This is a genomic window from Actinophytocola sp. (assembly GCF_035712165.1).
In the GTDB taxonomy this organism is placed as follows: Bacteria; Actinomycetota; Actinomycetes; order Mycobacteriales; family Pseudonocardiaceae; genus DASYTH01.
In genome coordinates this window covers 1-17,689 of the sequence record NZ_DASTBH010000569.1, presented here as the reverse complement: position 1 = coordinate 17,689, position 17,689 = coordinate 1, and the positions used below count along the sequence as shown (strand labels likewise).

At 70.9% G+C, this 17,689-nt stretch carries 15 protein-coding genes; 11 read left to right on the top strand and 4 right to left on the bottom strand.

Translation table 11 applies throughout. The features are described from left to right. Positions 1-159 precede the first annotated feature (159 nt). Positions 160-1,911, bottom strand: coding sequence for a copper resistance CopC/CopD family protein (locus tag VFO68_RS33095; RefSeq protein WP_325162372.1), 1,752 nt, complete (start codon positions 1,909-1,911; stop codon positions 160-162). Beyond that, positions 1,908-2,900 carry a LuxR C-terminal-related transcriptional regulator gene (locus tag VFO68_RS33090; protein WP_325162371.1) on the bottom strand — a complete coding sequence of 331 codons (993 nt, stop codon included), beginning with the start codon at positions 2,898-2,900 and terminating at the stop codon, positions 1,908-1,910. Before VFO68_RS33090 ends, VFO68_RS33095 begins: the two co-directional genes overlap by 4 nt. Before the next feature lie 582 nt (positions 2,901-3,482). Here VFO68_RS33090 and VFO68_RS33085 point away from each other — a divergent pair. From VFO68_RS33085 to VFO68_RS33075, 3 genes are all read left to right on the top strand, one after another. Further along, the gene (locus VFO68_RS33085) at positions 3,483-5,342 is read left to right on the top strand and encodes a hypothetical protein (protein ID WP_325162370.1); all 1,860 of its coding nucleotides are present in this window, start codon (positions 3,483-3,485) and stop codon (positions 5,340-5,342) included. Positions 5,343-5,382: 40 nt separating this feature from the next. Next, a complete protein-coding gene (locus tag VFO68_RS33080; protein ID WP_325162369.1) occupies positions 5,383-6,078 on the top strand; it encodes a class I SAM-dependent methyltransferase in 696 nt (231 codons plus the stop codon). 90 nt (positions 6,079-6,168) lie between these two features. Continuing rightward, the gene (locus VFO68_RS33075; RefSeq protein WP_325162368.1) at positions 6,169-8,028 is read left to right on the top strand and encodes a peptidoglycan-binding domain-containing protein; all 1,860 of its coding nucleotides are present in this window, start codon (positions 6,169-6,171) and stop codon (positions 8,026-8,028) included. Here VFO68_RS33075 and VFO68_RS33070 read toward each other — a convergent pair. Continuing rightward, complete coding sequence (locus VFO68_RS33070) at positions 8,015-9,022, bottom strand: LacI family DNA-binding transcriptional regulator (RefSeq protein WP_325162402.1); 1,008 nt, start codon at positions 9,020-9,022, stop codon at positions 8,015-8,017. The two genes, VFO68_RS33075 and VFO68_RS33070, sit on opposite strands and share 14 nt — an antisense overlap. A 127-nt stretch (positions 9,023-9,149) precedes the next feature. Here VFO68_RS33070 and VFO68_RS33065 point away from each other — a divergent pair, with 127 nt between their 5' ends. Genes VFO68_RS33065 through VFO68_RS33045 form a run of 5 tightly spaced genes read left to right on the top strand, consistent with a single transcriptional unit; the run spans position 9,150 to position 15,028 of the window. Next, on the top strand, positions 9,150-10,085 hold the full coding sequence (locus VFO68_RS33065; protein WP_325162367.1) for a sugar ABC transporter permease: 936 nt from the start codon (positions 9,150-9,152) through the stop codon (positions 10,083-10,085). A 2-nt stretch (positions 10,086-10,087) separates the two neighbouring features. Further along, positions 10,088-10,945, top strand: a complete 858-nt coding sequence (locus VFO68_RS33060) for a carbohydrate ABC transporter permease (protein WP_325162366.1) — start codon at positions 10,088-10,090, stop codon at positions 10,943-10,945. Between the two features lie 28 nt (positions 10,946-10,973). Beyond that, complete coding sequence (locus VFO68_RS33055; RefSeq protein WP_325162365.1) at positions 10,974-12,320, top strand: sugar ABC transporter substrate-binding protein; 1,347 nt, start codon at positions 10,974-10,976, stop codon at positions 12,318-12,320. A gap of 5 nt (positions 12,321-12,325) precedes the next feature. Continuing rightward, on the top strand, positions 12,326-14,089 hold the full coding sequence (locus VFO68_RS33050; RefSeq protein WP_325162364.1) for a glycoside hydrolase family 35 protein: 1,764 nt from the start codon (positions 12,326-12,328) through the stop codon (positions 14,087-14,089). 9 nt (positions 14,090-14,098) lie between these two features. After that, positions 14,099-15,028 carry a GNAT family N-acetyltransferase gene (locus VFO68_RS33045; protein ID WP_325162363.1) on the top strand — a complete coding sequence of 310 codons (930 nt, stop codon included), beginning with the start codon at positions 14,099-14,101 and terminating at the stop codon, positions 15,026-15,028. Positions 15,029-15,032: 4 nt separating this feature from the next. Here the strand turns inward: VFO68_RS33045 and VFO68_RS33040 are convergent, their stop codons facing one another. Further along, on the bottom strand, positions 15,033-15,680 hold the full coding sequence (locus VFO68_RS33040; RefSeq protein WP_325162362.1) for a GntR family transcriptional regulator: 648 nt from the start codon (positions 15,678-15,680) through the stop codon (positions 15,033-15,035). 94 nt (positions 15,681-15,774) lie between these two features. Here VFO68_RS33040 and VFO68_RS33035 point away from each other — a divergent pair, with 94 nt between their 5' ends. From VFO68_RS33035 to VFO68_RS33025, 3 genes are all read left to right on the top strand, one after another. Then, the gene (locus VFO68_RS33035) at positions 15,775-16,560 is read left to right on the top strand and encodes a DUF1932 domain-containing protein (protein WP_325162361.1); all 786 of its coding nucleotides are present in this window, start codon (positions 15,775-15,777) and stop codon (positions 16,558-16,560) included. Next, entirely contained in the window at positions 16,553-17,305 is a 753-nt protein-coding gene (locus tag VFO68_RS33030) for a PIG-L deacetylase family protein (protein ID WP_325162360.1), read from the top strand. The genes VFO68_RS33035 and VFO68_RS33030 overlap by 8 nt, the downstream gene beginning before the upstream one ends. Next, a partial coding sequence (locus VFO68_RS33025) for a 4-carboxy-4-hydroxy-2-oxoadipate aldolase/oxaloacetate decarboxylase (protein WP_325162359.1) occupies positions 17,302-17,689 on the top strand: 388 nt, incomplete at its 3' end. The genes VFO68_RS33030 and VFO68_RS33025, both read left to right, overlap by 4 nt.

The following is a 17,689-nucleotide window of genomic DNA, read 5'->3' as shown; positions in this document are numbered from 1 at the left end:
TGTGGCGACGTGGCCGGTGCTGGCCTGGCTCACCCAGGAATTCCGCCCTGCCGGGTGCCAGGAATCGCTCCGCCGTGCACGGCGGGCGGGGAGAACGGCGATCAGCATGCGCGGTTCACGATCGCGCGGTGCTCCCCGCTCGCAGCCAGATCGCGCCGGTCATCTCATCTGGACCTGGGTGTCCACAGTGGTCTCGTCGAAGTCCGAGCTGCGCACCCGCAGGCTCAACTGCCAGGCGCCGGACACCGGAACCATCACGTCGCTGGCCGTGAACTGGCCCGCGCCGGTTCGCGACATGGTCACCGGCAGCGGGCCGATGTTGTTGGCGGGCAACCGAAGCTGCGCCTGCACCTCCGGCACGTCCCGGTTGATACCGCGTCCGTCCCGGACGTTGACGACGATCTGGTTGCGTCCGGTGCGCGCCGGGTCCACCCAGACCTGGACGTCCCCGCCGGGAACCGCGAGGGCGGACAGGAACGGGCCGGTCGCGGCGGCGGCGGCCGCGGCGGGACCGTGGTCGTGTCCGCCGGGCGGGGTGGCCACCAGCGCGGCGGTCAGCCCGAGCACCACGCCGGCGATCATCACCTCCCAGCGCACCGACTGCCGCAGCCGGCCGAGCATGTCCTGCTGGGCCTGGCGGCCACCGCCCTGCCGGCGGGTGGCCGGGGCCAGCAGCCGGCGGCGCACGGCCGACCGGGACAGCGCCGCCAGCCAGATCAGCAGTCCGAACGCACCGATCTTGAAGGCCAGCAGCGAGAAGTAGGCCGGACCGACGCCGGACAGCACGATCTCGCGCAGGGCCTGCAGAAGCCCGCTCGCGCCGAGCACGACGACCGCGATCCCGGCGGCCCGGGAGTAGGCCGTCACCGCCGCCGCGGCCTCGTCCTCCCCGGTGCGGCCCCGGCTGCCGAGGGCGCAGGCCGCGAGCACCACCAGGCCGCCGAGCCAGATCGAGACCGCCGCCAGGTGCGCCATGTCCAGCGGGAGCGCGGCCCAGGTCAACCGCCCACTCGCGGCCTGGTGGCCGGCGCCGCTCCAGGTCGCGACGAGCACCAGACCGAGCCCCGCGAGCAGTGCGATCCGACCGCGCGACAGGGACTTCCGGGTCCGGACGAGCCGGACCACCAGAAGTCCGGTCAGCGCGAGCAGCACCACCCGGGCCAGCAGCAGGACGCCGTAGCTGGTCGTCAGGGTGTCGGCCAGCAGTCCCGGGTCGAACAACCGGACCAGCGACTCCCCCGCCGCGTTGGGACCCTGCAGTGCCAGCGCGAGCACCGCGGCGCCGACGGCGCTGATCCAGGCCAGCCGGATCAGGCGATGGGCCCGCGGGTCGGAGCGCCCGGCCGGCCAGCACACGACGACGAAGAAGGCGCCACCGACGAGCACCGCGAGGCTGAGGTAGCCGAGCAGCCGGAACACCCAGAACGCAACCCCGACAAGGGGATCGGTCCCGGCCTGGGCTCCGGCGTCGGCCAGCGGCGCGGCCTGCGCGGCGCCGACGCTGAACACGAACGCGCCGTGGATCGGGTGTGAGTCGGCGGAAACCACCCGCCAGTTCACGACATAGACGCCGTCGCCGAGCGAGTCCGGCAGGGGTACCCGGATCCGCGACCCGTCGTCGACCGTGCCGGCGGTCGGGCTCGCAACCGTGGCGCCGGAGCCGTCCAGCAGGCTGAACCCGCCGCGCACCGGGCTGACGGTCTCACTGAACCGGAGCACCACCTCGCGCGGCGCGTGCTCCAGATGCGCCCCGTTTGCCGGGTTCGTGTCGATGAGCTCGGCATGGGCGGATGCCTCGGTGGTGAGCAGAGCCAGCAGTGTCGCCACCATCGTGGCCACGGCCAGCACCCGCCCGCCCAGCTTGCGCACCAGGCCGCGCGACTCACTGTCCACTGTGTACCTCTGCGTCACTCGTCGAGCAGACCCAGGTCGTGCGCGGCGACCAGGGCCGCCGCCCGGCTGTGCACTCGTAGCTTGCGGAACAGGTTGCTCTGCAGGTTCTCCACGGTCCGGGTGGAGATGCCCAGCAGCCGGGCGGTCTGCTTGGTCGCCTGGCCGCGGCCGATGGACTCGAGAATCTCCCGTTCCCGTTGGGTGAGGGCCAGTTCCCAGCGCTGCCAACCCCCGCCCGCGCCGGTGCCCGGCGGACCGAGCAGCGCCCGCAGGTAACTGGAGTTGACCAGAACGTGGCCCCGGGCGGCGGCGCGGATGGCCGGCACCAGCAGGTCGTCCAGCCGGCCGGCCGGAACCGTGGTGATGCCACCGGAGAGCGCCTTGGTGACCTCGGTCCGCCTGGGCTCCTGGCCGGTGACGATCACGGCCGGGCCGGCGCGGCGGTCCCGGTGGCTGGACCAGTCCTGCTGGGTCGGATCGACCAGCACCGCGACCACCGGGTTCGGCTCGACGCCGTCCGGCCGCTCCTCCTCCTCGGCCAGGGAAATGCCGTTCTCGTCGAGCAGTTCCCGAATCCGGCCGGACAGTCGGCCGTCCAGGTCGTGCAGTGCGGCCCGCACCGGCCGGTACCGCTTCGGCTGGCGGGGCGCCGGCACCGCACCGGCCGGGGGAACGTTCCGGACCGCGGCCACCGCGTGCGCCTGGTTGTGCACGTCCAGTTTGGCGAAGATCCGCTGTTTGTGAATCTCCACCGTGTGCAGGCTGATCCCGAGTTCGGCGGCGACCTGCTTGGACGGGTACGCGGCGCTGACCAGATAGAGCACCTGCAGTTCGCGTTCGGTGAGCGCGTGCCCGTTGACCCGCTTGGCGCGCGCGGCTTCCACCGGAAGCAGCGGTGTCTTCACCGCCTCGAGCAACGCCTCCAGCCCGCTGGTGTAGGAGACCAGCGCGCTCACACCGGCGCCGTAGGCGCGGATCAGATACGCCGTCGGTAACGCGTCGTGCACCCCGACCAGACGAATATCCCGGCCCGACTGTGTCAAATGAGTGACCAGCCGCTCGTTACTCCAGCGCGGAGTGTCCGCCTCGAACACGGCGACGGCGGGTTTACGCAGATTGCAGAGCCGAATGAGTTCTGGACCCGAAGACGCCGTCCCGGCAAGCGCGATGCCCGGCTCGCGTTCGAGATGTCCCGCCAACATCTCGCGAACCAGCCGGTTCTCGTGTTGCAGCACGACGCTTACAGAATTGGTCCCCTCCATGGTTGACCTCGGGTTCGTGAAGTTCCCCAAGAACCGACACGCCTTACGGGCGTTTACCCTACGGGGACCGGAGCGATACGGCCAATCCCCTAGGGGTTTCGACCACCCCCCGCGACGCCGTAACAACAATTGAATTTATCCAATATCTGCGGGATTTTTCGACAGTTAATGCCGGGCTCCGCCGCGGCCGCCTGCGCGATGGGGCATGGCGCGCGGCAGCCGGGTGGAGTAGAACTCTTGAGAGCGCTCTCTCAGCCCGTTGAGCGTCTGGAGCTGGCTGACTGCTGCGCGGAGTCGATGAGAGCGTTCCCACGGAGGGCGAGCCGCATGCCGAACCCCGCACGACGCCACCTCGGCCGGGCGCTCGCGCTCGGCCTGACGCTGAGCACGGTCCTGACGAGCACGGTCCTGACGAGCACACCAGCCGCCGCCACGGCCACCCCACCCCGGACCGGCACTGCGGGCCTCGGTCCGAACGTCACCGTCTTCGACCCCGGCATGCCGGTCGAGCAGATCCAAGCGGTGCTCGACGCCACCCACGCCACGCAGGTGGACGACGAGATGGGCGCCCGCCGGGTGGCCTTCCTGTTCAAGCCGGGCAACTACGGCACCGCCGAGCATCCCCTGCAGCTCAAGGTGGGCTACTACACCGAGATCGCCGGCCTCGGCGCCTCCCCCACCGACGTCGTGATCAACGGCAAGATCGAGGTCTACAACCGGTGCCTTGAGGGCGGCGGCACCAGCAACTGCCTGGCGCTGGTCAACTTCTGGCGCACGCTGTCCAACCTGTCGCTGACCATCGACGCGGCCGGCCAGGACGGCTGCCGGGCCTCGGCGAACTTCTGGGCGGTCTCCCAGGCGGTGTCCCTGCGCCGGCTCAACATCACCGGCGGCACCCTGTCCCTGATGGACTACTGCACCGCCGGCCCGCAGTTCGCCAGCGGCGGCTTCATCGCCGACTCCCGGCTGCCCTCGGTCGTCAACGGGTCGCAGCAGCAGTGGCTGACCCGCAACAGCGAGATCGGCGGCTGGTCCAACGGCGTGTGGAACCAGGTCTTCGCCGGCGTCACCGGCGCTCCGGACGACGCCGCCTTCCCCGTCCCGCCGTACACCACGCTGCCGGCCACCCCGGTGAGCCGGGAGAAGCCCTACCTGTTCGTCGACGCCCGGGGCGCCTACCAGGTGCGGGTGCCGGCCGCGACCACCGACTCCCGCGGGGTCTCCTGGGCGAACGGCCTGACGCCGGGGCGCACCGTGCCGCTCCGCGACTTCTTCGTGGCACACCCGGGCGACCCGGTGCACCTCATCAACGCGCAACTGGCCCGGGGCAAGCACCTGCTGCTCACCCCCGGGGTGTACGACATCGCGCGGAGCATCGAGGTCCGGCGGCCCGGCACCGTGGTGCTCGGCCTCGGCCACGCCACGCTCACCGCCGTCGACGGGTCGACCCCGCTGGAGATCGCGGACGTGCCCGGCGTGATCGTCGCGGGCGTCACGGTCGACGCCGGCGCCCGGGAGTCCCGGACCCTGCTGCGGGTCGGCGACCGGCACGGCCACGGCCGCGGCTCGGCCCGCGACCCGATCACCCTGTCCGACGTGTACTTCCGGGTCGGCGGGCCGCACGTGGGCCGGACCGACACCGCGCTCGAGGTCAACAGCGACCACGCGATCATCGACCACACCTGGGTGTGGCGCGCGGACCACGGCGTCGAAGGGCTCACCGACACGCAGCGGTGGAACACCAACACCGGCCGCACCGGCGTGGTGGTCAACGGCGACCACGTGACCGCCACCGGCCTGTTCGTCGAGCACTTCCAGCGGTACAACACGGTCTGGAACGGCGAGGACGGCACCACGATCCTCTACCAGAACGAACTGCCCTACGACCCGCCGACGCAGGCCGACTGGATGAACGGTCCGGTGGAGGGCTTCGCCGGTTACAAGGTCGGCAACCGGGTGCGCACCCACACCCTGCACGGCGCGGGCGTCTACGTGTTCAACCGGAACAACCCGGACATCCACACCGAGAACGGCTTCGAGGTGCCGGTGACCCCCGGCGTCCGGCTGCGCCACATCATGACCGTCAACCTCAGCGCCGGCACCATCGACCATGTCGTCAACGGCCTCGGCGAGGCCGCCGACACCACCCGGGTCGGCCAGCCGGTCTTCGTCGTGACCTACCCCTAATCGAGTTGGCACCGCGTGACCTCGCTGGCATCGTCGCGGCATGACGACGTGGGACGAGGCGTTCGCCGACCGCTACGACGAATGGGCTTACCTGACCGCGGACATCCCGTTCTACGTCGGCCTGGCCCGCGACGCCGACGGACCGCTGGTCGAGTTGGCGATCGGCAACGGCCGGGTGGCGATCCCGGTCGCGCGGGCCACCGGGCGTCCGGTCATCGGGCTGGACACCTCGCCGAGCATGCTGGCGCAGGCGGGGGAACGGGCCGCCGAGGCGGGCGTGACCCTCGAACTGAGCCAGTCGGACATGCGCGAGCTTGCGCTGGAGACGCCGGCCGCGCTGGTCTACTGCCCGGCCCGCGCGCTGATGCACCTGCCCACCTGGGCCGACCGCCGGCGCACCTTCGAGCGCGTCGCCTCGGCGCTGCGGCCCGGCGGCCGGTTCGCCTGGAACGTCTTCGCCTTCGACCACCAGCTCGCCACCCACCTCGACGGCAGCCGACAGGACCATCCCGTGCCGCACACCATCCACTACGCGGTGGGCGACAACCGGGTCGACCTCGTCGTCGCCGCCGGCGACGCGACCAGTTCCCTGTGGTGGGGCACCAGGAACGAATGGCTCGGCCTCATCGATGTCGCCGGCCTGGAACTGGAGGCACTGTACGGCGGCTTCGCCGGCGAGCCGTTCACCGAGGACAGCCGGGAGTACGTTTTCGTCACCCGACGCCCCGCGCACTGACCGCACCATTTTCTGCCCTCTCGGACATCTGAGCAGCAATGCCGCAGGCGGGAGAATTCCCCCCTGGTAGCTCGTACCGAGGAGGTCGCCATGGGGAGCCCGACCGACATCGCCGGAAAGGTCTTCGAGATCTTCACCAGCTTGGACTCCAAACAGAAGTGCCTGATCGAGGTGGTCAACCACACCGGGTCCACGCTCAAGCGGATGAGCGACGAGCATTCCAGCGGCGGGTTCGCCACACTGCCCGAGAGCGAGATCCCGGCCGGCGGCGCGGACGCGTTCGTCTCGCACGACACCGGTTTTCTGCGCGGCGCGGTCGGCCAGGTGACCTACGGCGTGTTCCCCGCCGGCTCGGCGTCTCCGCAGGGAACGTGGACCATTCACTGGAGCATTCCCGAGGTCGGCGACTCGACCGCCAGTGCCGACCTGCAGGGCCTCGACCCGGCCACCTTCGTCTCCCGGGCCAGGATCGGCGCCGGCAACGAGACCGAGGCGAAGTTCGAGTTGGAGGGTCCGGGCGGGGGCGGCGGCAAGCCGGGCACACCGGACGCCGGGCTCAAGAGCACGGTGCTGATCGAGGTCCGCAACAACACCGACGTGCCACTCGTGCTGCTCGACCAGGGCCATGACCACGGCGGCTTCGTCACCCAGCCGGCGCTGGAGATCCCGGCCGGCGGCACGGACTCGTTCGCGTCGTTCGAGACCGACCGCGCCGCGCCGGGTTCGAAGGGGTTCCTGAAGTACCAGGCCGGCGATGACTGCGAATGGACGATCGGCTGGGACAACCCGGAGAATGCCGACAACACCAGCGAGTCCAGTTTGGACGGTGCGGGTGCGGGCGCGTTCCGCGCGCTGGACCAGATCGGCGCCGGCGAGGAGAACGTCCCGGCCACGTTCACCATCCTGCGGCGGTCCGGCGGCGGCGGCATCGACCCGCCGGAGACCGGCACCGAGAACTCGGTGGAGATCCTCGTCGTCAACCAGAGCAGTGACACCCTGCTCCTGCTGGACAGCGGCAGCTTCACCGGCCGGTTCCAGACCGAGCTGTCCCAGGAGATCCAGCCCGGCGAGTCGTTCCCGTTCGTCAGCGCGGAGACCGAGGACCGCACGACCGGCTGCTCCGGGTTCGTGCGCTACTTCGTCGGATCGCCGGACGGCTGCGTCTGGACGCTGATGTGGGACAACCCCGAGGAGGGCGAGAACACCAGCAGCGCCACGCTGGAGGGCCCGAACGCCGACTCGTTCAGCACCGACAACCAGATCAGCCAGGACAAGCCGGCGGCCGCGGCCATGTTCACCATCATCGGCGGCGGTTCGACGCAGGAGCCGGTGTTCGAGCCGCCGGCCGAGGCGGACGAGCCGACCCTGCGGCTGGGCGACCAGAGCGTCGACGGCTGGGTGGAGTATCTGCAGACCCGGTTGACCGCACTGGGTTTCGGCCCGCTCACGATCGACGGGAACTTCGACAACGCGACCCTGCAGGCGGTGCGCGCCTTCCAACTGCAGCGCAAGCTGTTGGTGGACGGCGTGGTCGGCAACCAGACCTGGGCGGCGCTGCGCGAGGAGGACCCCCGCCCACCGAGCACCGACGGCCGCGAGCCGCACACCTATGTCGAGGCCGGCCCGGAAGCCCGGTTCTTCACCGAGGACTCCTCGATCACCTTCTTCCCCGGCGAGGACCTGCTGATCCTCTCCGCCGTCAATACTGGCGACGAGACCCTGAACCCGGGCCAGTTCGAGGCCACCGCCCGGATCACCTTCCCCAGCGGCGAGCAGCACACCTTCACGGTGCCCCTGGTCAACAACCAGACGCCCGCCGAACCCGGCGCCCTGTTCTCCTTCGAAGGCTCCATCGGTCGCCCGCTCGACCCCGGCACCTACCTCGTCGAGGCCTACCTGCCGGCCGAACTGGGCGGCGACCAGACCTCCGACAACATCACCGTGCCGTAGTCCTGCTACGACCCGGTGGAGGTGCGGTGCTGGCGCGGTGCACCAGCGCGGTGGGAACGATGATCGAGGTGACGGTCCGGTCGCCGGAGGCGATCTCGGCGACCAGCGTGGCCACGGCCCGGCTGCCCATCTCCGCGAACGACTGGCGGATCGTGGTGAGCGGCGGCCAGAAGTGCGCGGACTCGGCCATGTCGTCGAAGCCGACCACGCTGACCTCCGCCGGCACCGCCCGCCCGAGTTCGTGCAGCGCGCGCAGCAGGCCGAGGGCCATCTGGTCGTTGGCGGCGAACACCGCGGTCACCTCGGAGTCACGGCACAGGGTCGCGCCCCGGGTGTGGCCGGACTCGGCCGTCCAGTCGCCGGCCAGGACGGGCGGAACCCGCCTGCCGTGCCGGCGCAGGGTGCTCCGCCAGGCCCGCTCGCGGGCCTCGGCGGCGTAGGAGTGCCGGGGGCCGGCGATGTGCCACACCGTGTCGTGGCCCAGTTCCAGCAGGTGGGTCGTGGCCAGTTCGGCGCCCTGCGCCTGGTCGATGTTGACCATCGTGTGGTCGGTGCGCGGGTTGGAGTCGATCACCACGACGGGCAGGCCATCGGGTAGCTCGATCTCGCTCGTCTCCAGTTCGTACTGCTCGATGAGGATCACGACGCCGTCCACCGCGTGCTCGTTCAGCTTGCTGAAGGCCCCGGTGACCTCGCCCTGTGTCGGCTGCCCGACCGGCATCAGGGTGATCGAGTAGCCGTGCGCCACCGCCGCCGCGGTGATCGCCTCCAGGGTGCGGCTGTTGCCGAAGCTGGACAGCGCGGACATGATCACGCCGATGCTGCGGAACTGGCCGTTGCGCAACGCCCGGGCCGCGCTGTTGGGCCGGTAGCCCACCCGCCGCATCGCGTCCAGCACCCGCTGGCGGGTCGCCGCCTCGACGTTGCTGCGGCCGTTCACCACCCGGGACACGGTCTGTCCCGACACCCCGGCCTCCCGGGCCACGTCCACCATGGACGGGCCGCGCTGCTGACCCCGTTCCACGAATCTCCTTGGGTGCTAGACATGTTGACGTCAACACACTAACCTTCCGCATGCCGATGTTGACGTTAACATTCGCCGCGGCATCAGCGGAGGGACGATGGCGTCCACAGTGACCGCACCGGCCACCCCGGCTTCGGTCCGCCGCGCGCCGGCCGCCCGGCCGCGGCCGAACCGCAACCAGCGCGGCTGGATCTTCGTCGCGCCGTTCCTGATCGTGTTCGGGCTGACGTTCATCGCCCCGATCGTCTACAGCATCCAGCTCAGCCTCTTCCGCGAACAGCTCTTCTTCGGCGGCACGACCTTCGTCGGTCTGGACAACTACGCCGCGGCGTTCGGCGACGCCAAGTTCTGGGAGGCGTTCGGCCGGGTGCTGCGCTTCCTCGCCGTCCAGGTGCCGGTGATGCTGCTGCTGGCGCTGATCGCGGCGCTGGCGATCGACAGCGCCCGGCTGCACGCCGCCGGCATGTTCCGCATCGTGATCTTCCTGCCGTACGCGGTGCCCAGCGTCGTGGCCACGCTCATGTGGGGCTTCATGTACGGCGACCTGTTCGGCCTCGCCGCCGACCTGAACAAGCTGTTCGGCGCCGAGGTCGTCCAGCCGCTGTCCGACCGCTGGATGCTCACCTCGATCGGCAACATCGTCACGTGGGAGTTCATCGGCTACAACATGCTGATCTTCTACTCCGCCCTGCGGGTCGTCCCGCAGGAGCGCTACGAGGCGGCCGCCATCGACGGCGCCGGGCAGTTCCGGATCGTCCGCAGCATCAAGCTGCCGGCGCTGCGCGGAGCCCTGGTGATCGCCACGATCTTCTCGATCATCGGCAGCTTCCAGCTGTTCAACGAGCCCAACCTGCTCAGACCGCTGGCGCCCAACGTGATCACCAGTCACTACATGCCCAACGTGTATGCCTACAACCTGTCGTTCGAGGGGCAGCAGTACAACTACTCGGCCACCGTCGCGATCGTGATGGGAGTGCTCACCGCCGTCGTCGCCTACCTCGTGCAACTGCGCGGCGCACGAAGGGAAGCCTGACCATGGCGACGACCCTGCGACCGCGCCGTTCGGTACTGCTCACCGGACTGATGAGCCTCTACCTCCTCTACACGATCGTCCCGCTGCTCTGGCTGGTGATCAACTCGAGCAAGACCCGGGAGGCGTTGTTCACCACCCCGGGCCTGTGGTTCGGCGAGGAGTTCGCGCTGTTCGCCAACATCGCGCAGACGTTGTCCTACAACGACGGGATCTACCTGCGCTGGGTCGCGAACACGCTGTTGTACGTGGTCATCGGCGCGGGCGGGGCGACCGTGCTGGCCACGGCGGCGGGCTACGGGTTGGCCAAGTTCCACTTCACCGGCCGGCGCGCCGTGTTCGCCGTCATCCTCGGTGCCATCGCGATTCCGCCCACCGCGCTGGCCGTGCCCACCTTCCTGATGTTCACCGAGCTGGGGCTGACCAACACTCCGTGGGCGGTCATCATTCCGTCGCTGATCCACCCGTTCGGCCTGTACCTGATCTGGGTCTACGCCGTCGACGGGATTCCCGACGACCTGCTGGAGTCGGCCCGCATCGACGGCGCGGGCGAGGTCCGGATCTTCCGCACCATCGCGCTTCGCCTGCTGGCACCGGGAATCGCCACGGTCGCGCTGTTCACCACGGTGGCCACCTGGAACAACTACTTCCTACCGCTGATCATGCTCAACGACCAGAGGTGGTTTCCGCTGACCGTGGGCCTCAGCCAGTGGAACGCGCAGGCCCAAGGGGTGAACGCCCGGCCCATCTACGACCTCGTGATCACCGGCTCATTCCTCATGATCATCCCATTGATCGCCGCATTCCTTCTCCTGCAACGGTTCTGGCAATCTGGATTGGCCGCGGGCAGCGTCAAGCAGTAGCCGGACCGTCCTTCGCGAAAGGACAGAAATGATATCGACCAGGTCCAACGGGAAGGTGGCGGTCGCACTCGTCGCGGCCGTCGCGCTCGGGCTCACCGGCTGCTCGTCCGGGTCCCCGGACTCCGGTTCGCCGGCCGCCAACGGTTCGCAGGACGCGGTCGACGCGGCCCTCAAGCAGGGCGGTGAGATCACCTACTGGACCTGGACGCCGCAGGCCGAGGAACAGGTCGCCGCGTTCCAGCAGGAGCACCCGAACGTCAAGGTGAAGCTGGAGAACGTGGGCACCGGCAACGACCACTACACCAAGCTGCAGAACGCCATCAAGGCCGGCTCCGGCGCACCGGACGTGGCGCAGGTCGAGTACCAGGCGATGCCGCAGTTCGCCCTCACCGACGCGCTGGTCGACCTCAACCAGTACGGCTTCGGCGCGTTCGAGAAGGACTACACGGCGTCCACCTGGGCCTCGTCGAAGGTCGGCGACGGGCTGTTCGGCCTGCCCCAGGACTCCGGACCGATGGCCCTGTTCTACAACAAGCAGGTGTTCGACCAGTACGGCCTCACCGTGCCCAAGACCTGGGACGAGTACCTGGCGGCGGCCCGGAAACTGCACACCGCCGACCCGGCCAGGTACCTCGCGGCCGACAACGGCGACGCCGGGTTCACCACGAGCATGATCTGGCAGGCCGGCGGGCGTCCGTTCAACACCGACGGCCGCTCGGTCACGATCAACATGGCCGACCCCGGGGTCAAGAAGTGGACCTCGGTGTGGAACCAGCTGCTCAGCGAGAAGCTGATGGCGCAGATCCCGCCCTGGACCGAGGAGTGGTACCGGGCACTGGGTAACGGCACCATCGCCACCGCGCCCACCGGCGCGTGGTGGCCGGGCGTGCTGGCGTCCTCGGTCGCCGAGGGCGCGGGCAAGTGGGCCGTGGCACCGATGCCGAGCTACGACGGGCAGCCGGTGACCGCGGAGAGCGGCGGCAGCGCGCAGTCGGTGCTCAAGCAGAGCAAGAACCCCGCGCTGGGCGCGGCGTTCGTGCGCTGGCTCAACAACAGCCGGTCCAGCATCAAGATCTTCCTGGACACCGGCGGCTTCCCGGCCACCACCGCCGACCTCGGTTCGGCCGAGTTCCGGGACAAGCCATCGGAGTACTTCGCCGGGCAGAAGATCAACCAGGTGCTCACCGCGGCCGCGGGCCAGGTCGCGAAGGGCTGGACCTACCTGCCGTACCAGCTCTACGCCAACAGCATCTATCCCGACACGGTGGGCAAGTCCTACCTCAACGGCTCGAACATCGACGCCGGGTTGATGGACTGGCAGAAGGCGCTGGTGGACTACGGCAACCAGCAGGGCTTCTCGGTCAAGGCCGGCTAGCGCCGATGCCCGAGTTCGTCATCGGTGAGCGGGACTTCCTGCTCGACGGCCACCCGATCCAGCTCCTTTCCGGCGCGCTGCACTACTTCCGCGTGCATCCCGACCTGTGGGCGGACCGCATCGACAAGGCGCGCCGGATGGGGCTGAACACGATCGAGACCTACGTCGCCTGGAACGCGCACGCCCCCAAGCCGGGCATGTTCGACCTCACCGGAGGTCTGGATCTCGACCGGTTCCTGCGGCTGGTCGCCGAGGCCGGGATGTTCGCCATCGTCCGGCCCGGCCCCTACATCTGTGCCGAATGGGACAACGGCGGCCTGCCGGCATGGCTGTTCCGCGACCCGGAGGTCGGGGTGCGCCGGTACGAGCCGCGTTACCTCGCGGCCGTCCGCGACTACCTGGCGCAGGCGCTCGGGGTGGTGGCGCCGCACCAGATCGAGCGGGGCGGCCCGGTCGTCCTGGTCCAGGTGGAGAACGAGTACGGCGCGTTCGGCGCCGACCAGCGGTACCTGGCGGCGCTGGTGGACGACATCCGCGCCGCCGGGATCACCGTCCCGCTGACCACTGTCGACCAGGCCGACGACGCGATGCTCGCGGCCGGCGGCCTGGCCGGCGTGCACCGGACCGCGTCCTTCGGGTCCGCGGCGACCGAACGGCTGGCGATGCTGCGGGCGCACCAGCCGACCGGACCGCTGATGTGCTCGGAGTTCTGGAACGGCTGGTTCGACCACTGGGGCGAGCGGCACCACACCACGCCGGCCGACCGGGCCGCGGCCGACCTCGAGGCGCTGCTCGCCGCCGGTGCCTCGGTGAACCTGTACATGTTCCACGGCGGCACCAACTTCGGCCTGTGCAACGGCGCCAACCACACCGGCGGGTACCGGCCGCTGGTCACCTCCTACGACTACGACGCTCCGCTGGACGAGGCCGGCCATCCCACCGCGAAGTACCACGCGTTCCGCGCGGTCATCGCGCGGCACCGGGACGTGCCCGGCCCGGCGCCCGGACCGGCCCCGCCGGCTCCGGAGTTCGCCGTGCCGCTGACCGATCCGGTGGCCCTGTTGGCCGACCCGAGCCGCTGGGGCACCTGGCAGCGGCACGAGCGGCTGCCCACCCTCGACGACCTGGACCCCGCGCCCCGCCTGGCCCTGCTGCGCACCCGGCTGCCCGGCACGGACCCCGGCGTGCTGGTCTTCGGCGAGGTCCGGGACCGGGTCGCGGTGTTCCTGGACGGGGCGCCGGTCGGGATCCTGCACCGGGAGCACGGTGAGCGGGCGATCCCGCTGCCCCGCGGCTCGGGCGAACTGGTGCTGCTGCTGGAGGACCAGGGCCGGGTCAACTACGGTCCGCACATCGGCGAGCCCAAGGGCATCATCGGCGGCGCCGTCCTGCACGGGCGGCCGCTCACCGGCTGGGACGTGCTGCCGCTCGACCTGGACCGGCCGCCCAACCCGTGGCCACACGGCCCGGCCGGACAGCCGCCACCCACCGGACCGGTCGCCGGACCGGTGCTGCTGCGCGCCGCGTTCGACCTCGACGAGCCGGCGGACCTGTACCTGGACACCGGCGCCTGGGGCAAGGGAATGGCCTGGCTGAACGGTTTCCCGCTGGGCCGCTACTGGCGCCGGGGTCCGCAGCGCACCCTCTACGTGCCCGCGCCTGCCACCGCCGCCGGCACCAACCATCTCGTCATCTTCGAAAACGAGGTGCTGTTGTCCCCCACGGCCCGCTTCCTCGCCCGCCCCGACCTCGGCCCGACCGACCCGTAACCTGTGCTCATGTCCGAGCTGCCGGTACGCACCGAGCGACTGGTCGTGCGGCGGTTCGCCGCCGGGGACGTGGCAGCTTTCGCGGCGTACCGGTCGGACCCGGAGGTGTCCCGCTACCAGTCCTGGGACGCACCGGTGTCCGAAGTGGACGCCGGCCGGCTGGTGGCCAACTTCGCGGCGGCCGAGGAGGCCGCCCCCGGCTGGTTCCAGTACGCCGTGGAGTTGGCCGGCGAGCTGATCGGCGACGTCGGCATCGGCTTGCACGACAACGGGATGCAGGCCGAGGTGGGGTTCACCCTGGCCCGGCCGTACCAGGGGCAGGGCTACGCGACCGAGGCGGTGCGGTGCGTGCTGGACCGGGTCTTCGACGCCGGCGTGCACCGCGTCTCGGCGGACTGCGACGCCCGCAACACCGCTTCGGCGAAACTCCTGGAGCGGCTCGGGTTCCGCCGCGAGGGCCGGCGCGTCCAGCACACCTGGGCCAACGGCGAGTGGACCGACGACCTGCTGTTCGGCCTGCTGGCGACCGACTGGCCCAGCCCGGTGCCCGCCATCTACGCCTGCCGGCCCAACGTTCTGGTTCGAGACCTGTCGACGAGCCTGCGGTTCTACCGGGACCTGCTGGGGTTCGGCGTCGGCTGGCGCTGGTCCGACCCGTCCGGCCGATTCCTCGCCGAGGACGACCCGGACGAGCCGGGCACCGCGCTGGTCGTCCGGGAGGGCGCCCACCTCATCCTGACCCAGGTGGCCGATGCTCACCCCACCCGGCTGCACCTCGACGTCAACACCACCACCCAGGTCGACGACCTGTTCGCGGAGTGGCACGGACGCGGGGCCACCATCGCCGAACCACCGTCAGTGCGGCCCTGGGGCATGTACGAGATGCGTCTGCACGATCCCGACGGCACGGTCCTGAGAGTCAGCGCACACCCGGCCTGACCAGCTATCCGGCGGTGTCGCGCAGCGCGGTGATCACGCTGGCCAGGTGCCGGCGCACGGCCCGCTCGGCGCCGTCCGGGCTGCGCGCGCACAGCTCGTCGATGATGGCCAGGTGCTCGGGCAGGGAGACCTGCGGGCGCCCGGGCCGCAGCGCGAGCTTGAACGCGTGCCGGACGTTGCGGGCGCGCAGGTTCACCAGCACCTCGGCGGCGACCGGCTGCGCTCCGATGTCCCGGATCCGGTCGTGCAGCGTGTGGTTGAGCTGTGAGTAGGTCATGACCTCGCCGGTGCGCACCGCGTCCTGCATGCGCCGGCCGAGGTCGCGCAGCTCGGCGATCTCCGCCTCGGTGATCCGCTCGGCCGCCTTCGCCGCGCACAGCCCCTCGACGACCATCCGCACCTCGGTGATCGCGATGGCCTCCTCGATGCTGACCGCCCGCACCCGGGCGCCCCGGTTCGCGATCCGCTCGACGATGCCCTCGTGGGTCAGGTCGATGAGCGCCGCGCGGATGGTGCCCCGGGTGGCGTGGAACAGCTCGCACAGCTCGGCCTCGACCAGGCGCTGACCGGGAGCGAAGTCCCCGGCGAGGATGGCGGCCCGGATCCGCTCGGCGACCCCGGCGGGTTCGGTGTCGGGACTGCTCGCACTCACCGGCAGAGCCTAACCCGTCGACATCATTGTCGACAATTTTTGGCGAGTTTCCAGGTAATATCGCCAATATTGTTGACGATCTGGGAGGGGTCCCATGATCACCGTCGCGGTGCTCGGCCTCGGCGAGGCCGGCTCGATCCTGGTCGCCGATCTGCTCGGCGCGGGCGCCGTCGTACGCGCCTACGACCCGGCCGTGCCCGCTCCCCCGGCCACCACGGCCTGCTCGGACGAGGCGACGGCGACCCGCGGCGCCGATCTGGTGCTCAGCGTGAACAGCGCGGCGGACTCGGTGCCCGCCGCCGCGGCCGGTGGACCCGGGTGCGCCGCCGGCACCGTGTGGGCCGACCTCAACACCGCCGCTCCCAGCCGCAAACTCGAAGCGGCGCAGGCACTTCCGTCCCGGGTCCGGTTCGCCGACGTGGCGCTGATGGCGCCCGTGCCCAACGCGGGCCTGCGCACGCCGATGCTCGCCAGCGGTCCGGGCGCCGCCGGGGCGGCGCGGCTGCTGTCCGGGATGGGCGCGCGGGTTTCCGTGCTGGACGGCGGAGTCGGCGCGGCCGCCCGGCGCAAACTGCTGCGCAGCGTGTTCGTCAAGGGGTTGGCGGCGGCGGTGACCGAGAGCCTGGCCGCCGCCCGGGCCGAGGGGCTGGAGGACTGGCTGCGCGCCGAGATCGCCGGCGAGCTGAGCCGCGCCGACCACCGCACGGTGCACCGGCTCGAGGCGGGCAGCAGACGGCACGCCGTGCGCCGGGTGCACGAGATGGCCGCGGCGATCGAGATGCTCGACGGGCTCGGCGTGCCGCCGCGGGTCAGCACCGCGAGCCGCGACTGGCTGGCCGACCTGGCCCGGACTGGCGACAGGATGGTTGACAATGACTGAAGGGAGCACAGTGTCCGGGGAGCAGCACGTCACGCTCGTCGTCACCGCGCACGCCGGGGACTTCGTCTGGCGGGCCGGCGGCGCGATCGCTCTGGCCGCCTCCCGGGGGGAACGGGTCACCATCGCCTGCCTGACCTTCGGCGAACGCGGGGAGTCGGCCCGGGCCTGGCGCGAGGGCAGGTCGCTGGCGGAGGTCAAGGCGATCCGCCGGGCCGAGGCCGAGGCGGCCGCGGCCGTGCTCGGCGCCGAGATCCGGTTCTTCGACGCCGGCGACTACCCGCTGCTGCCCACGCCCGACCTCACCGACGCGCTGGTCGGCGTGTACCGGGAGGTCCGGCCGACCGTCGTGCTGACCCACGCGCTCGCCGACCCGTACAACCTCGACCATCCGGCCGCGGCCCGGATGGCGCTGGACGCCCGGGTACTCGCCCAGGCCGCCGGCTATCCCGCCGAGGGAGAGGTGCTCGGCGCCCCGCCGGTGTTCTTCTTCGAACCGCACCAGCCCGAGATGTGCGACTTCCGGCCACAGGTGCTGCTGGACATCACCGAGGTCTTCGACACCAAGCGCGCCGCCATGGAATGCCTTGCGGCGCAACAACACCTGTGGGAGTACTACACCGAGCTGGGTCGCCGCCGGGGCGTGCAGCTGCGCCGCAACGCCGGCCCCAACCTCGGCCTGCCCGCGAACACCTTCGGCGAGGCCTACATGCGCTACTTCCCCCAGGTCACCGGGCGGCTGGCATGACCCCGATGATCGTCACCAACCCGCCCCGGCCGGACCCGGCGGCGGTGGCCCGACTGCGGTCGTTCGGGGTGGCGACCATTCACGAGGCGATGGGTCGCACCGGCAGCCTGGGGCCGGACCTGCGCCCGATCCAGCGGGACCTGACCATCGCGGGCGGCGCCGTGACCGCGCTGTGCTGGCCGGGCGACAACCTGATGATCCACGCCGCGGTCGAGCAGTGCAGCGCGGGCGACGTGCTGGTGGTGGCCACGGCCGCGCCGTGCACGCACGGCATGTTCGGCGAGCTGCTGGCCACCAGCCTGCGCCGGCGCGGCGTCGCCGGCCTGGTGATCGACGCCGGGGTGCGGGACACGACCGCGTTGCGCGCCATGGGGTTCGGCGTCT

Bases quoted from the DNA above. Each gene is read 5' to 3' on its own strand.
- VFO68_RS33085 (WP_325162370.1), top strand. From the start codon at position 3,483: ATGCCGAACCCCGCACGACGCCACCTCGGCCGGGCGCTCGCGCTCGGC.
- VFO68_RS33080 (WP_325162369.1), top strand. From the start codon at position 5,383: ATGACGACGTGGGACGAGGCGTTCGCCGACCGCTACGACGAATGGGCT.
- VFO68_RS33075 (WP_325162368.1), top strand. From the start codon at position 6,169: ATGGGGAGCCCGACCGACATCGCCGGAAAGGTCTTCGAGATCTTCACC.
- VFO68_RS33070 (WP_325162402.1), bottom strand. From the start codon at position 9,022: ATGGTGGACGTGGCCCGGGAGGCCGGGGTGTCGGGACAGACCGTGTCC.
- VFO68_RS33065 (WP_325162367.1), top strand. From the start codon at position 9,150: ATGGCGTCCACAGTGACCGCACCGGCCACCCCGGCTTCGGTCCGCCGC.
- VFO68_RS33060 (WP_325162366.1), top strand. From the start codon at position 10,088: ATGGCGACGACCCTGCGACCGCGCCGTTCGGTACTGCTCACCGGACTG.
- VFO68_RS33055 (WP_325162365.1), top strand. From the start codon at position 10,974: ATGATATCGACCAGGTCCAACGGGAAGGTGGCGGTCGCACTCGTCGCG.
- VFO68_RS33050 (WP_325162364.1), top strand. From the start codon at position 12,326: ATGCCCGAGTTCGTCATCGGTGAGCGGGACTTCCTGCTCGACGGCCAC.
- VFO68_RS33045 (WP_325162363.1), top strand. From the start codon at position 14,099: ATGTCCGAGCTGCCGGTACGCACCGAGCGACTGGTCGTGCGGCGGTTC.
- VFO68_RS33035 (WP_325162361.1), top strand. From the start codon at position 15,775: ATGATCACCGTCGCGGTGCTCGGCCTCGGCGAGGCCGGCTCGATCCTG.
- VFO68_RS33030 (WP_325162360.1), top strand. From the start codon at position 16,553: ATGACTGAAGGGAGCACAGTGTCCGGGGAGCAGCACGTCACGCTCGTC.